11 protein-coding genes are annotated in these 15,107 nt (G+C 71.2%); 4 read left to right on the forward strand and 7 right to left on the reverse strand.

Translation table 11 applies throughout. The annotated features are described in order from the left end of the window. Positions 1-59 precede the first annotated feature (59 nt). From HEB94_RS38590 to HEB94_RS38600, 3 genes are all read right to left on the reverse strand, one after another. Positions 60-2,111 carry a glycerophosphotransferase gene (locus HEB94_RS38590; protein WP_192754410.1) on the reverse strand — a complete coding sequence of 684 codons (2,052 nt, stop codon included), beginning with the start codon at positions 2,109-2,111 and terminating at the stop codon, positions 60-62. A 70-nt stretch (positions 2,112-2,181) separates the two neighbouring features. Further along, positions 2,182-4,101 (reverse strand): CDP-glycerol glycerophosphotransferase family protein, encoded by a 1,920-nt coding sequence (locus HEB94_RS38595; RefSeq protein WP_192754411.1) that lies wholly within the window; start codon positions 4,099-4,101, stop codon positions 2,182-2,184. Between the two features lie 4 nt (positions 4,102-4,105). After that, positions 4,106-5,704: a bifunctional cytidylyltransferase/SDR family oxidoreductase gene (locus HEB94_RS38600; protein WP_337918222.1), complete on the reverse strand. Its 1,599-nt coding sequence runs from the start codon at positions 5,702-5,704 to the stop codon at positions 4,106-4,108. A 246-nt stretch (positions 5,705-5,950) separates the two neighbouring features. Between HEB94_RS38600 and HEB94_RS38605 the strand changes: the two genes are divergently transcribed. Both HEB94_RS38605 and HEB94_RS38610 read left to right on the forward strand, forming a co-directional pair. Further along, the gene (locus HEB94_RS38605; RefSeq protein WP_192754412.1) at positions 5,951-8,020 is read left to right on the forward strand and encodes a glycosyltransferase family 2 protein; all 2,070 of its coding nucleotides are present in this window, start codon (positions 5,951-5,953) and stop codon (positions 8,018-8,020) included. Between the two features lie 107 nt (positions 8,021-8,127). Then, on the forward strand, positions 8,128-8,730 hold the full coding sequence (locus HEB94_RS38610) for a dTDP-4-dehydrorhamnose 3,5-epimerase family protein (RefSeq protein WP_192754413.1): 603 nt from the start codon (positions 8,128-8,130) through the stop codon (positions 8,728-8,730). Positions 8,731-8,822: 92 nt separating this feature from the next. On the opposite strand, the gene HEB94_RS38615 is transcribed toward HEB94_RS38610, so the two are convergent. From HEB94_RS38615 to HEB94_RS38630, 4 genes are all read right to left on the reverse strand, one after another. Next, positions 8,823-9,821 carry a class I SAM-dependent methyltransferase gene (locus HEB94_RS38615; RefSeq protein ID WP_192754414.1) on the reverse strand — a complete coding sequence of 333 codons (999 nt, stop codon included), beginning with the start codon at positions 9,819-9,821 and terminating at the stop codon, positions 8,823-8,825. A 144-nt stretch (positions 9,822-9,965) separates the two neighbouring features. Then, entirely contained in the window at positions 9,966-10,817 is an 852-nt protein-coding gene (rfbD, locus tag HEB94_RS38620; protein WP_192754415.1) for a dTDP-4-dehydrorhamnose reductase, read from the reverse strand. Beyond that, positions 10,814-11,821, reverse strand: coding sequence for a dTDP-glucose 4,6-dehydratase (gene rfbB, locus HEB94_RS38625; protein ID WP_337918223.1), 1,008 nt, complete (start codon positions 11,819-11,821; stop codon positions 10,814-10,816). The genes rfbD and rfbB overlap by 4 nt, the downstream gene beginning before the upstream one ends. Before the next feature lie 34 nt (positions 11,822-11,855). Next, positions 11,856-12,923 (reverse strand): glucose-1-phosphate thymidylyltransferase, encoded by a 1,068-nt coding sequence (locus tag HEB94_RS38630; protein ID WP_192754417.1) that lies wholly within the window; start codon positions 12,921-12,923, stop codon positions 11,856-11,858. Between the two features lie 241 nt (positions 12,924-13,164). Here HEB94_RS38630 and HEB94_RS52990 point away from each other — a divergent pair, with 241 nt between their 5' ends. Continuing rightward, positions 13,165-13,713, forward strand: a complete 549-nt coding sequence (locus HEB94_RS52990) for a SigE family RNA polymerase sigma factor (protein ID WP_192754418.1) — start codon at positions 13,165-13,167, stop codon at positions 13,711-13,713. Continuing rightward, the gene (locus tag HEB94_RS38640; protein ID WP_192754419.1) at positions 13,701-15,092 is read left to right on the forward strand and encodes a beta propeller repeat protein; all 1,392 of its coding nucleotides are present in this window, start codon (positions 13,701-13,703) and stop codon (positions 15,090-15,092) included. Before HEB94_RS52990 ends, HEB94_RS38640 begins: the two co-directional genes overlap by 13 nt. Positions 15,093-15,107 lie beyond the last annotated feature (15 nt).

A 15,107-nucleotide genomic window follows, 5' to 3' on the forward strand; every position in this document is an offset into this window, starting at 1 on the left:
GAAGGGCGGCGGCGTTGGCCCGCCTGACGACCCCCGCCTGACGACCCCTGCCTGACGACCTAGGACACCGCCTTGTCCTCGGAGGTGGGCAGCCGGCCGTCTCCGATCGCCTGGGGCACGGTGCTCGGCTCGACGAAGGCGGTGGCCTGTTCGAGCTCCGGCCCGGCGCCGTGCTGGCCGTCCCACTCCAGGTCGGCGGTCGCCATCAGCGCCTCGGTCGCGGTGTTCCAGCGCTGCTGGGCGGGCGGATGGTCGGGCCCGAGGAGGTAGGCGCGGGCGCGGATCCGGGCCTCGGCGAGTGGATCGCCGCCGAGGACCGTCGTGAGGACCTCCTCGATGTCGGCACCGGGATGGAGGAGGTACGAGGAGGACGTGCTCGGGAACGTCGCGCGGAACTCCTCCTCCGCGAGCCCCTTCGGATTGGCGACGACGCACGGCTTGCCGGTGGCGAGGAAGTCCGACACCACGCTGGACACGTCGGCGATCAGCAGGTCGGCCACGTTGTAGGCGTCGAAGAGTTGCGGGAGCCGGCCGGTCATGACCACGTGCCGGGCACCCTGGGCGGGCCAGAAGACGTCCCGCCACCGCGTCGCCAGCCGCTCGGCCTCCTCGACGTCCAGGTTGGGCTGGTCGAGCGCGGCCTCGATCTCCCTCAGCTCGGCCGCCCGCGTGGCGGGCACCGAGCCGGTCCGGCGGGCCGCGGCCCGGACCATCGCCCGGATCTGCCGGTCGGCGTCGGCGGCACGCGGGTCGCGGGTGCCCGTGAGCGGGTGCGGCTTGTAGATCAGCCGGATGGGCACGGGCGAGGCGAGCAGGCGGGTGACCAGGTCGAGGCCCATCACGGTGAGCGAGGTCTGGAAGTCGTCGTCGGTCCAGCCCTCCCAGGTGGGGAGGTACAGCACAGTGAGTGGCCGGTCCGGGGTGAACCGCGGCAGCGGTCCGTGCCAGCGTTCGATCACGTCCAGCTGCGGCCTGCCCACCTCCACGATCTCCTCGTCACGGACACCGACCTGGGCCCGGGCGTAGCGTTCCCGGCCGGCCGGACCCGCCACCCAGATCTGGTCGTAGACCTTGCTGAACGGGTTGAAGCTCGCCACCTTGTCGCTGTCACCGTGGCCGATGAAGACGTGTTTGACCCGTGGCTCCCGGAGCAGGTGGATGTTGTTGCCGACGTTGGCGACGTACATCGCGACCCGCGCGTCGGCGAGCGTGAAGTTCATCAGGTCGACCTGGTTCGGGATGCACACGATCGGCAGCCGGGTGCGGCCGAGGTTGCGGAGCGCATGTCGCTGGCGGACGAAGACGACGCTTCGATGCGGCATCTTCTCCAGGGTCCGCAGCCACATCTCGGCCTGGTAGAGGGAGTTGGGCGAGCCGCTGAAGTACAGCACCACCTCGGGATGGTGCTGCTCGCGCAGCGCGGCGCTCACGCCGTCGACGAGGTCCTGGCGGTTGGGCCGGTTGCCGAGCGCCATCAACTGGCGCAGCAACAGCAGGCAGCCGGCGCCGACGACCACGGTGTAGGCGACCATCACGATCCCGAACGGCCAGAAGTATCCGAGCCACACGCAGATCGCCCCCGCGAGGACCGGCAGCAGGCCGAGCGCGTGCATCCGCGGGTTGAGGCTCTGGACCAGGAAGCGTGGCGGGTCGACGGGCTGGAGCTCCTCGGGCAGGTCGACGTTGCGTACCTCGACCGACGGCAGCAGTCGCCTGCGGACCAGGGTGAGCATTCCGAGGTAGCCGATCCGAAAGACCGGCACGCCGAGCGCGACGATGCTGATGACCAGCAGCTCCGGGCGGCTCATCTCGCGGTTGGCGTCGGTGATGGCGACGAGGAGCAGCAGCAGGAAGATCTGCACGAACGCCCGGTGGGAGATGCCGAACTGGGCCCGACGGAGCAGAGCCACCACCGGCCGGAAGCGCCGCTCGACGAGGAGGTCCAGCGCCGAGGCGACCAGCAGGAACGCCGCGAAGGCGAGCGGGCTGGCGAGGATCGCGGTGATGACCAGGGCGGCGTAGCTCGCGGTGAGCGCGGTGAGTACGCCGATCAGGGATCCGCGGCGGGCGAGCATGTGCAGCACGTGCAGTTTCTCCCAGGGGTTCGGCATCGAGGCAGCGTAGGTACGCCACCGTCGGGCGCGGCGGGGTGGGGACGCGTTCGGTCGCACCTCCACGGTGTCAGGGCAGGTAGCTCACCGAGCCGGCCACCGCCTTCCGCATGCGTTCGAGGGCAGGGGGCTCCGGTGGGCCGAGCAGCTGTGCGCGGAGCACGGCGCGTTCGGCGGCCGCGGGATCAGCTTGCCCACGACCGGCGGCCAACAGTCGCACGAGACCGTCACTGTCTGGATCGACCAGGTAACCGCCGCGACTCGAGGGGTACCGAGCGGCGAAGTCGGCATCGGTCAGGCCGGCGGGGTTGGTGACGCCGTACGGGCGGCCGCTCGCCAGGAAATCGGTGATGACGCTCGACACGTCGGCGAGCAGGATGTCGGCCGCGGCGAAGCAGGCGTACAGGCTGAAGTGGGGGCCGGGCACGACCAGGTGCCCCGCCTGCCCGGGCGGGATCGCGAGCTGCTCTCCGGCCCACGCAGCCTGGGCGGTGACCTCCTCGATCCGGGAGGTCCGGACCGGTGCGCTCACGACGTCCAGCTCGTCGCGGTTCGGCCCGCTCATCCGGGCCGGCGACACCGGCCGGGGCACCTGCGCACCGCCCAGGGCGGCGACGATCTCGCGGTGGGCCCGGGCGACCGCCGGGTCGCGGCTGCCGAGCAGCGGATGCGGACGGTAGAGCACGCGGACGTCGGGTTCGGCGAGGAGCCGCTCGAGGAGCTCCCGGGCGCCGGCACCGACCGAGGTCTGGTGCGGCTCGTCGCCGTACCCCTCCCAGGTCGGCGCGAACAGCACGGTCAACCGGCCCTCCCCGCCCGTGCGCGAGGCGCGCACCACGTCGTCCCGACCGGCCACCTGGTCCAGTTGGGGTCGACCGATCTCCACCACCCGTGCGGGGTCGACGCCGATGCCCGCTTCCTCGAACCGCTCCCGGGCGGCCGGACCGGCGACCCAGACCTCGTCGTAGGCCTTGAGGAACGGGTTGGTGGTGACGCCCTTGTCGCTGTCCCCGTGACCGACGAAGACATGGCGGACGCCGCGGCGGCGGAGCAGGTGCAGGTTGTTCACCGCGTGCGAGACGTACAAGGCGACCCGCAGGTGCGGCAGCGGCTGCTCCATCAGGACGGTGCCGGGCTCGACGAACAGCACCGGCACGGTCGTCGGTCCGAGCAGGCGCAGCGTCTCCCGGTCACGCAGGATCAGCAGGGTCGGTACGTCCAGACGTTCGAGCGTCTCGACCCACGCCTCGAGCTGGTAGAGCGTGTCCGGCCCGGAGCCGAAGTGCACCGCCATCTCGGGTGCGAGGTCGGCCAGTGCGCGGTCGATCGCCGCCCGGAGCCGCGGGCGGCTCACCCGCCGCATCGCGACGACGGCGCAGGCCAGCGTCGCCACCCCGGCCAGGACGAGCACGACCGCGGCGGCGGCGCCCACGGTCAGTGAGTCGGGCGAGCCGACCGCGACGGCGAGGGCCGCCCCGCCCACGAACAGCAGGTCGGGCCAGCCGAGCGTCTCCTCGGCGTCCCGGCCGAGGATCACGGGCAGGGCGCGCGGGATCCGCGGCGAGCCGAGCGGGAGGCCGCGGCTCAGCACCGGCATCTTGCGGCGCTGCCGCAGGAGTTCGGCGAGCCCGCCGCCGGCGGCGCGCAGGGCGACCAGGGTGATCAGGCCCGCGAAGGCCGGGACGTACCACTCGCGCGGCACGTCGGAGCGCAGCAACAGCGCGAGCACCGCGACGCCGCGCACCAGCCCACGCCACGGGGCGCCGAGGCCGACCCGACCGGACGCCCAGACGACGAACGGCGCCCGGCGCGGGAGCACGACCTCCAGCGCGGTGAGCACCACCGCCGCCGCGAGGAATCCCCAGGCGGTGGGGACCAGGGCGGTCACGAGGAGCGCGAGGTGGGCGAGCGCCAGCATGCCGGCCAGGCCGAGTGGGACCCGGCCGGTGTCGGGCGCTGGCGCCCGCTCGGTGATCTGGATCAGGCGCACGAGCTCAGCCGCGGCGTCTCGAGTCGACCTCGCCCTCGTCCAGCCCGGGGTCGAGGCCGCGGCCGGTGCCGTTCCCGGCGGCCTCCTCCTCGACGTGCTCGAGCGCGGCCGAGATGTCGAGGGCCGGGTCTTCGTCCTCCGGGGGCGCCGTGACGGGCGAGGGCGCGGGTTCGAGGCGTACGTCGACGACGTTGCCCGTCTGGTCCGACAGCAGCACGTCGAGGGACGCCAGGCCGACGTCGCGCGCCGGCAGCAGCGTCTCCGGCGGCTCCTCCCCGAACGCGCGGCTGCGCATCGGGGTCTGGGTGCGCTCGGGGTTGATGCAGTTGACCTGGATCCCGTCGGCGGCCCACTCATCGGACAGCGCCTGGGTGAGGTTGACCACAGCCGCCTTGGCCGAGGAGTACAGGCTGTAGCCGGCCCGGCCCCTCGTGTAGGAGCTGGAGGTGAACAGCAGGAGGTGACCGCCGGACTCCGCGAGGTAGCGGTGCGCGGCGCGGGCGACGTAGACCGGGCCGAGCAGGTTGACCTGGAGGCTCTCGGTGATGAGCTCGTCGGGGCAGTCGGCCAGCGGCGCCGTGTGGAGCACGCCGGCGGTCACCGCGACGTAGTCGATCCGGCCGGACTTCTCATAGGCCTGTTCCAGCGCGGCCCTGACCTGCTCGGGATCCTCGACGTGGGTGCCGGTGGCCGAGCGGCTGAAGCAGAAGACGGTCGCTCCGAACCGCCGCGCGGCTTCGCCAATCTCGGCGCCGATGCCGTAGCTCCCGCCGAACACCACCAACGTCTTGCCGGCCAGCACCTCACTCGCCCGGTCGGTCGAGACGGGGCTCGGCGGGGTGTGCGAGCCGAGCCGGAACAGCTGGTCGGCGAGGAACACGTCGATCGGGTAGGTCACCTTCATGTTGCGCTCGGACCCCTCGACCACCGTGATGGGAACGTCGGGCAGGTAGCGCAGCACCACCGAGCAGTCGTCGGTGGCGGTGAAGTGCGGGTCCTTCGCGGCGAGCTCGTAGGCCCTGCGGATGGTCGACAGCCGGAAGGCCTGGGGCGTCTGCCCACGCCGCAGCCGGTCGCGGCTCGGGATGTCGGTGATGATCCCCTCGTCCACGACGATGATCGTGTCGGCCGAGGTGATGGCGACGTCGACGGCGGCGAAGGTGTCGAGCGCACGGACACAGTCGGTGATGATCCGCTGGTCGAGGAGTGGGCGTACGGCGTCGTGGAAGAGCACCTTCGCCTCCTCCGGGCCGACCGCCTCGAGCGCACGGTGCGTGGTGTCGTTACGCGTCGTGCCGCCTTCGAGCACCCGGGTGACCTTGCGGAATCCGGCGTTGCGGATGATCTTCTCCGCGTCACCGGTCCAGCCCGGCGCCATCATGACGATGACCTCATCGATGTCCGGAGCGTTCTCGAACACCTCCAGGGTGTGTTCGAGGAGGGGCTTGCCCGCGACTTTGAGTAGCTGTTTGGGCACACGAAGACCCACCCGGCTACCGGTTCCGCCGGCCAGGACGACCGCCACCGCCCGGAGTGGCTCACTCGGCCCGGTCCCCTGCTCCGATGGTGTGCCGGGCGTCGGTTCGGGCGTCGGGTCGGCCACGGTCGCGTCACATCCCCTCTTGTGGGTCTTGTTGGTCAACCAGGGTTTACCAGACTCTGGCCGGGTGTTCCCGGTCCTCACCTGGCTCCCTTCGGTCCAAGGATGCTAGTTGCCCCGCCTTGGTGTCGTCTCGTCGCCCGGTGTCACGAAGGGTTCACGCGCCGCCGGGCCGGGTCGGTCGCACGCCACACCCGGCCGGCTCGGATAGCCTCACGCAAGCAAGCAGAAGCCACGAGGGCGGGACACATGGCGAAGGCACTCAAGGTGAGCGTGGTCGTTCCGGTCTACAACCCCGGGCCCTACATCGAGGACTGCGTAGCGTCCCTGATGCGACAGAGCCTGCCCGACGACGAGTACGAAGCGATCTTCGTCGACGACGGGTCGACCGACGAGACGCCGGCCCGGCTGGACGCGCTCGCCGCCGAGCACCCGCACCTGCACGTGATCCACCAGGAGAACTCCGGCTGGTCGGGCAAGCCACGCAACGTCGGCATCGCCGCGGCCCGTGGCGAGTACGTCTTCTTCGTCGACAACGACGACTGGATCGGCGACGAGGCGCTGGAGCGGATGTACGCCTTCGCCAAGGCGAACGACTCCGACATCGTCATCGGCAAGATGGCGGGCAAGGGTCGTGGCGTACCCCGCGAGCTCTTCCGGCGCAGCTACCCCCGCGCGACGCTGGCCAACGCGCCGCTGATCGACAGCCTCACGCCGCACAAGATGTTCCGGAAGGCCTTCCTCGACGACCACCAGCTGCGCTTTCCGGAGGGCCGGCGCCGGCTCGAGGACCACGTCTTCGTGACCGCGGCGTTCTTCGCCGCCGAGACGATCTCGGTGCTGAGCGACTACGTCTGCTACTACCACGTACGCCGGGAGGACGCCTCCAACGCCGGCTTCCAGCGGCTGGAGCCCAAGGGCTACTTCGCCAACCTCACCGAGGCACTCGACATCGTCGAGAAGAACACCGACCCGGGCCCGCTGCGTGACCGGCTCTACCGCCGCTGGTTCCGGGTCGAGATGATCGAGCGGTTGCGTGGGCGGCGGCTGCTGCAGGTCCCGGCCGAGGACCAGCGCGCGCTGTTCGAGGAGATCCGGCGGATCTCGGGTGAGCGTTTCGGCCCGGGCGTGGCCGAGGGTCTGCCGCCGAGCCAGCGGATCGTGGCGGCGCTGATCCACGCCGACCGGTTGGACGACCTGGTCCGCCTGGCGGAGTGGGAGACCTCGATCGTCAACCACGCCGAACTCGACGACCTCGGCTGGTACGAAGGCGCGCTGCAGCTCGCGCTCACCTGTGAGCTTCGCGCCGGACGGGCACCGGTCGGCTACGTCCATGCCGACGGCCAGGACGTCCTCGTGCCTCCGCTCGCCGACGACGCGGCCGGTGCGTTGCCCGACGCCGACCTGGACGCCACCGCCCGCCTCAACCAGAGCCGGGTCGACGTCCTGCTCCGCTCCCGGGAGACGGCCGCGGAGTACTTCCTGCCGGTGACCTTCACCTCCTCCCGGCGTGCCCTCGGTGGAAGCGACGGGGACGCTGAGAGCTTCCGGTTCCTCCTGCACGGCGAGGCGAGGCTCGACCCGACGACCGCGGGCGGCGGTGTCCCGCTCGAACGCGGAATCTGGGACGTCGTCGCCAGGATCACCAGCTGTGGCTGGACCAAGGACGCCCGCCTCGGATCGGTCCGCTCGGTGCGCGCCTCGCGGCACTGCGTGCCCGCCGTTCTCGGCGATCCGGCCGTGGCGGTGACTCCGTACTGGACCGACAAGGGCAACCTCTCCGTCGACGTCGGCGAGAAGACCTCCCGGCTACGCCAGGAACTGCTGTTCCCCACCGCGCCCTCGCTGGCGACGGCCGGAAGCGACCTCGTGCTCACCCTGCCGCTCCGCGCCGTCACCGCCGCGGAGGTGGCGGGCGCCGTCCGGCTCGTCCACGAGGACTCCGGGGCCATGGTGGACGCGGCCGCGGTCCTCGCCCCCGCCGTGCACGCCGGAGTGGGTCGTTCCGACCTGTCGGCGCGGCTGTCGCGGTCCGACCTGGGGGTCGGCCGGTGGTCCGTCCAGGTCCGGCTGGTCACCCCCGACCACGGTGGTTTCACGCCGCTACCGGTGAGCGTGACCGTTCCCTCCGGACCGGGCGCTCCGGTCGTCGAGGCGCTGGATCGGTCCACCACCCGCGAGGCGCGCACCGACGAAGGACCCGAGGAACGCACCGAAGGCTTCCGATCCGAGCTCGGCGCCTGGCTCCGGACCGGTCGCCGCCTCGCCCGCCGGGCCGGCGGGAGGCTCACCCGCCAGGTCCGACGATCCCGCGGCTGACGTCCCTCTCACACAGACCCGATCTCACACGACCCCGACACCGGACCGCGCGCCCCATCCCGAACGCCCACCCGAAACCACCGCCGCCACGGACAAGGAGTGAACACGTGCAGCCCCTGAGTATCGACGGTGCCTGGGTCGCCGAACCCCCCGTCTATCCAGACGATCGCGGCCTCTTCACGCCCTGGTTCTCCGGCGAGGAGTTCCGCAAGGCGACCGGACACGACCTCGACCTGCGCCAGGCGAACTGCTCGGTCTCCCGCCGCGGCGTGCTTCGCGGCATCCACTTCGCCGACGTACCACCGAGCCAGGCGAAGTACGTCACCTGCGTACTCGGTGCGCTCCTCGACGTCGTGGTCGACATCCGCGTCGGCTCACCCACCTACCGCCAGTTCGAGGCCGTCCGGCTCGACGACGAGACCCGCCGCGCGGTCTACCTGAGTGAGGGACTCGGCCATGCCGTGATTGCCCTCACCGACGACGCGACCCTGCTCTACCTGTGTTCGGAGGGTTTCGCCCCCACCCGCGAGCACGGCGTCCATCCGCTCGACCCCGACCTCGGCATCGACTGGCCGGCCGACCTCGAGCCGGTGCTGTCGGAGAAGGACGCCGCCGCCCCGTCGCTGGCGGAGGCCGAGGCGCAGGGTCTGCTGCCGACCTACGAGGCCTGCCAGGCCTACCTCAGCCAACTCCGGTCGCGGGCGCAGTAGCCACCCGCCACTGCCCCCACATCACTCCGCCTCCGCGCCCGCACGGCGCGGAGGCGGAGGCGGAGGCGGAAGGCGTGTGGGAAGCGGTCGTCCTAGGCCTTGTGCAGGGTGCGGTAGACGCGCTTGCGGATGGCCCGGCTCCAGTGGTGGGGAAGCCGGTTGAGCACGTTCTTGCCGGCGCTTCGCAGACCGGGCTGACGCACCGCGGAGCGGACCAGCCGCTGCGGGAGGGAGCGCGGGCCAGGATCGGGCCGCGGCGCCACCGGCCGGACCTTCGCCCGCGCCGCTGGGGCGCGCCTGGGTGCCGCCGCCCTGGGCTCGGGCTGCCATCCGGCGAGCGTGAGCGGGTCGGTGGTGGTCTCCCGGAAGGTGACGTCGATGTCCGCGCAGAGCTGGCGCAGGTCGTCCCAGGAGTCGCTGTCGCGGGCGGCGACGAACGCGGGCCAGAACGCCGCCTCCAGCACCTGGTCGGGCGTCATCGCGCAGCCGCGCTGGATCAGGACGTCCGGCACCTGCTGCGGGTCGGGCTGGATGTAGGTCTTGATGATCTCGTCGTACTTGTCGGAGAGCACGGTGTTGTCGGGGTCCAGGTTGAGCACGACGAGGACGCCGGTCGGGCTGGTGTCCATCAGCGCGAGCACGAGGTCGGGCCGATAACGCTGGAGCACCGGCACGATCTTGTAGACGTCACCGGTCCAACCGCCTGTGTGCCGGTCACGCGCCGCCTCGTCGACGTTGCGCGGGAGCATGTCGTCGAAGACGACGACCGTGCCGGGGTTCGCGTGACGCTCGGCGTTGATGAAGTCGCGGAGCGCGAACTCGAACAGGTGCATCCCGTCGATGAAGGCGAGGTCGAGCTTCGCGCCCTTCAGGTGTTCGAAGGGGTCCTTGCGCGCGAAGAAGTCGTCGCTGGTCGCCCGGACCATGTGCAGGTCACAGCGGAGCTCCTTCACCACCTTGAAGGCGGGGTCGACCGCGACGGTGGGCACGCGTGACAACGCCAGACTTCGCCCGTCGTTGATGCCCACCTCGAAGTAGGTGCGCGGCTGGGCGACCTCGTGCAACGTACGGAGGAACTCGTGGCGAAGCACAGAACACACTCCTTGCGGCGGCGGTTGTTCAGCGGCGCGGAGCGGCGGCCGAACCATCGACCCTGGCCAGGCGCAGTCGGTCGCACACTTGTGAACGACCGGCGGCTTCCTGGCTACGCTCCGGTGTCGCGCTCATTGTGGCCCTCACCTTAGCGACGGAAACGCGTCTCGCAAGGCATCACGCCAGTCACGCGCAGTCGTCATCCCGAAGTCCGCCCATCGGTCGTGCCCGAGCACGCTGTAGGCCGGTCGTGGGGCGGGGCGGGGGAACTTCTCGGTCGTCGTCGGACGGACCCGGCCGGGGTCGGCGCCCAGCAGCTGGAAGACCTCTCGGGCGAGGTCACACCAGGTCGCCTCCCCCGCACTGGTGGCGTGGAAGACCCCGGCGGCGTCGGGTCGGTCGCCGAGCTCGACCAGCCTGGCGGCGACGTCGGCGGTCCAGGTAGGCTGGCCGCGTTGGTCCGCCACCACGTCGAGGGTGTCGCGCTCCTTCTCCAGCCGCATCATCGTCCGGACGAAGTTGGAGCCGTGCGCGCCGTACAGCCAGGCGGTCCGGACCACCACGCCGGTGGTGGGCAGCGTGTCGAGGACGGCCTCCTCGCCGACGAGCTTGGTGCGGCCGTACGCCGTGCGCGGCGCGGGCTTGGCGTCCTCGGCGTAGGGCTCGGTGCCGTCGCCGGCGAACACGTAGTCGGTGGAGACGTGCAGCAGCCTGCTCCCCCGCGCGGCCGCGGCCCGTGCCAGCAGGCTCGGCCCGTCGCCGTTGATCGCGAGGGCGTCCTCCTCGTGAGCCTCCGCGTCGTCGACCGCGGTGTAGGCCGCGCAGTTGACCACGACGTCGGGCCGGTGCTCGGCGAACGCCGACTCGACCGCGGCCGCGTCGGTGACGTCCAGTTCGGTGTGCGTGAGGCCGACGACCTCGGCGCGGTCGGCCTGGAGCCGGGCCAGGACGTCGTGACCCAGCATGCCGCCGGCACCCGTGACGAGCCACCTCATGCGAGGGCCGCCCGACGCTTCAGCGGCTCCCACCAGGCGCGGTTGTCGCGGTACCACGCCACCGTGTCGGCCAGCCCGGCCTCGAAGTCGTGCCGGGGCCGGTAGCCTAGCTCGGCGTTGATCTTGCGCCAGTCGACCGAGTAGCGACGGTCGTGGCCCTTGCGGTCCTCGACGTACTCCACGCTGTCCCAGGTCGCACCGCACGCGGTGAGCAGCCGGTCGGTCAGCTCCTTGTTGGTGATCTCGGTGCCACCGCCGATGTTGTAGACCTCGCCGGTGCGGCCCTTCTCCAGCACGAGGGCGATGCCCTGGCAGTGGTCGTCGACGTGCAGCCAGTCGCGGATGTTGAGCCCGTCGCCGTAGAGCGGCACCGACCGGTGGTCGAGCAGGTTGGTGATGAACAGCGGGATGACCTTCTCGGGGAACTGGTGGGGCCCGTAGTTGTTGGAGCAGCGGGTCACCCGCACGTCGAGCCCGTGGGTGCGGTGGTAGGCCAGCGCGATCAGGTCGCTCGAGGCCTTCGACGCGGAGTACGGGGAGTTGGGGGCCAGCGGGTCGGTCTCGGGCCAGGAGCCCTCGGGGATCGAGCCGTAGACCTCGTCGGTGGAGACGTGCACGAACGGGCCCACTCCGTGGCGGAGCGCGGCGTCGAGCAGGGTCTGGGTGCCGACGACGTTGGTGACCACGAAGTCGGCGGCGCCGGTGATGGAACGGTCGACGTGGGACTCGGCGGCGAAGTGGACGACGGCGTCGTGGTCGGCGAGCAACCGGTCGACGAGGCCCGCGTCGGTGATGTCACCCTGGACGAACGCGAAACCCGGCTGGTCGCGCACCGGGTCGAGGTTGGCCGGGTTGCCCGCGTACGTCAGCTTGTCGAGCACGGTGACCCGCGAGCCGGCCAGGCCGGGGTAACCGCCGCTGAGCAGCGTACGGACGAAGTGGGAGCCGATGAAGCCGGCTCCACCGGTGACGAGGATGCGCGTCGTCGCGTCGGGCTGTGGCACGGAGGGTTCCCCCTGGGCTCGTACGGACATGAACTCAGGAACTGATCTGGATCCGGCTGTGGTCGCCGAGGACCAACCGGTGCGCCTTGGGGACGCGCGGGGCGGGCGTGACCTCCACGTGGTGCCCGACGAGGGACGCCTCGATCCGGCGCACGCCGGCGATCGAGGAGTGGTGGAGCACGATGGAGAACTCGATCTCGGAGTCGGTCAGGTGGCAGTCGTGCTGGACCGAGGTGAACGGGCCGACGTAGGAGTCGACGACCTTGGAGTCGGCCCCGATGATGGCCGGTCCGACGATGCGGGATCCGACGATCTCGGCGCCGGCCTCGATCACGACCCGCCCGATGATCTCCGAGCTGTCGTCGACACTGCCCTCGATCCTCGGTTCGAGGGTCTCCAGGACGGAGCGGTTGACCTCGAGCATGTCGTCGACGTTGCCGGTGTCCTTCCAGTAGCCCGAGATCACCGTCGAGCGGACGTCGTGACCGTGGTCGATCAGCCACTGGATGGCATGGGTGATCTCGAGTTCGCCGCGCCAGGACGGCTCGATCGCATCGACCGCCTGGTGGATCGCCGGCGTGAAGAGGTAGACGCCGACGAGCGCGAGATCGCTCTTCGGCTGCCGGGGCTTCTCCTCCAGGCCGACCACCGAGCCGCCGGAGTCGAGTTCGGCGACCCCGAACGCCGTTGGGTTGGGCACCCGGGTGAGCAGGATCTGGGCCTCGGGTCGCTCGACCCGGAACGATTCGACCAGTGACGTGATGCCACCGACGATGAAGTTGTCGCCGAGGTACATGACGAAGTCGTCGTCGCCGAGGAAGTCGCGGGCGATCAGGACGGCGTGCGCCAGCCCGAGCGGCGCGTCCTGCGGGATGTAGGTGACCTGGAGCCCGAACTGCGCTCCGTCACCCACCGCTTCCTTGATCTCGGGCGCGGTGTCGCCGACGACGATCCCGACCTCGGTGATGCCGGCGTCGGCGATCGCCTCGAGGCCATAGAAGAGGACAGGTTTGTTGGCGACCGGGACCAACTGCTTGGCCGAGGTGTGCGTGATCGGTCGCAGGCGCGTTCCGGCTCCCCCTGAGAGCACCAGTGCTCGCATGTTTCGACACCCTAGCCGCAGAGTGTGCCTCCTGCGCTCTTCACCTGTTCGGGGCGTTGCGCCAAAAGTGCGAAGATTCTGCCCAACCGGGAACGGCGTGCCAGCAGAAGGCTCGGCCGCCGATCCGCCCGGCCGACACCCCGTCGGACCGGCCAGATCCCGGCCACCCGGACAGGTCGGGCAACCTACGGGTAGCGGTCGTGCGTCCGAAAGCACGACCGCCCGAGGCGAGGGGAGCCGCGTGCGGAGCGAAGAGGAGGAGGCCTTCGATGCGTTCGTTCGGGGACGAATGCCCGAGTTGTTGCGGTTCGGTCACATGTTGACGGGCAACGCCGACGCCGCCGCCGACCTGGTCCAGGACGCGCTCGAGCGCACTCTCGCCGCCTGGCCGCGGGTGCGTAACCGCGAGGATCCCGAGGGTTACGTCCGGCGGACGATGGTCAACCGCAACGTCAGCATCTGGCGACGCCGGCGTCGGGAGTACCTCATGGACGACCTCCCGGACGAGACCCAGCACGTCGACCCTCCGCTGCCCGACCAGGAACTCCACAAGGCCCTGAACTCGCTGCCCCGCCGACAGCGCGCGGTCCTCGTGCTGCGCTTCTCCGAGGACCTGTCCGAACGCCAGACCGCCGAACTGCTGGGCTGCTCCGTCGGAACGGTGAAGAGCCAGACCTTCAAGGCGCTGGCGAAACTGCGCGCCCAGTTGCCCGAAGAGGCGCGCAGGAGCGTCTCGCCGCGACCGGGTGAGCGCCGTGGAGATGGGGAGGACGCGTCATGGACCCGCTAGAGGACCGCCTCCGCGACGCGCTGCGGGACGACGCCTGGCGTCTCTCGCCGGACCCCGACGCGCTGGAGCGGATCCGTGCCGGCGCGTCGGCGCGACGTCGACGCCACCGGACAGCCGCCACCTCCGTCGTCGCCGCCCTGGTGGTGCTCGTCGGCCTCGGCGGCGTGAGCTACGTCATGCGCGACCTGGCCCCCTCCTCCCAAACGACCGCGGCCGGCGGGGCCTCCGAGGCCACCACGATGGAGGCGAGCAGGGGCCAGGCGCCCCACCCCGACGCGGCCACACAGCCACCGACGCAGCGCCAGGATCAGGCCGAGCCGAGTCCGCAACGTGGCACCGGGGCGGAGGAGCCGCAGCAGTCGCAGACGAAGGAGGCCACCCCCCGCGACGGAGTCGACCCCGTTCCGTCCGGGTTCTCTCCCGTCTCGATCACCGCGGCGAGCGAGCAGAACTTCTGGGTCCTCGGGCAGGCCGCGGGCGCACCCGACACCGCGACCGTGGCCGTCACCCGCGATGGTGGGTCGAGCTTCTCCGCACTCCCCCCGTTCGGGGCGAAGGTCGTCCGCGACGACAACCGGCTCGCCAGGGCGGAGGACAACCAACTCACCGAGAAGACGGTGCGGGAGGTGAGGTTCTCCGCCGACGCCCGCAACGGCTGGGCCTACGGCGGCGCGCTGTGGACCACCCACGAGGGCGGCCGCGCCTGGAAGCCCATCCGGTCCGTGCCCGGCCTGGTCGAACGGGTCGAGGCCTCCGCCGGCGCGGCCTACGCCCTGGTGCGCCACGACGGCTCCTGGACCCTTTGGCGTTCCCCGGTCGACGAGGACGCCTGGAAGCCACTGAACGTCGTACTCAACCAGCCCGCGAGCCTCGCGGTCACCCGCGATCTGGTCGCGGTCACCGACCGCGTCCAGGGCAAGGCCTACGTCGTGGTCTCGGCCGACGCCGGAGCGACGTTCACCCAGCGCACCACGCCCTGCGAGCCCGACCTGGAGGCAGGGAGCCTGTCCGCCAGCGCCAAGGCCCTCTGGCTCACCTGCCCGACCGGGACGGCCGCCTCGGTCAACGTCTCCGAGGACGCCGGGGCCACCTGGTCGCAGGTGCCGTCGGGCATTCCGGCGATCTCGGCCACCGCCTCCTCCCTCGGCGCGCGGAGCCCGAGGCTGGCGGTCGTGGCGGTCCCGGGCAGGGCGCTGATCCTCGGCAAGGACGGTGACGCCAAGTCGACCGCCGACGGCGCCGCGCCGGTGAAGGGGCTCGGGACGCCGACGTACGCCGGCTTCACGAGCGACCGGGTCGGCTACATCCTCGACGTGGACGGACGGCTGTTCCGGACCACCGACGGCGGAGGTACCTGGAGTCCCGTCTCCGTGCGGTGAGCTCGGACGGCATGT

Origin of the sequence: Actinopolymorpha pittospori, assembly GCF_014873875.1 — a bacterium.
GTDB classification, from domain to species: Bacteria; Actinomycetota; Actinomycetes; order Propionibacteriales; family Actinopolymorphaceae; genus Actinopolymorpha; species Actinopolymorpha pittospori.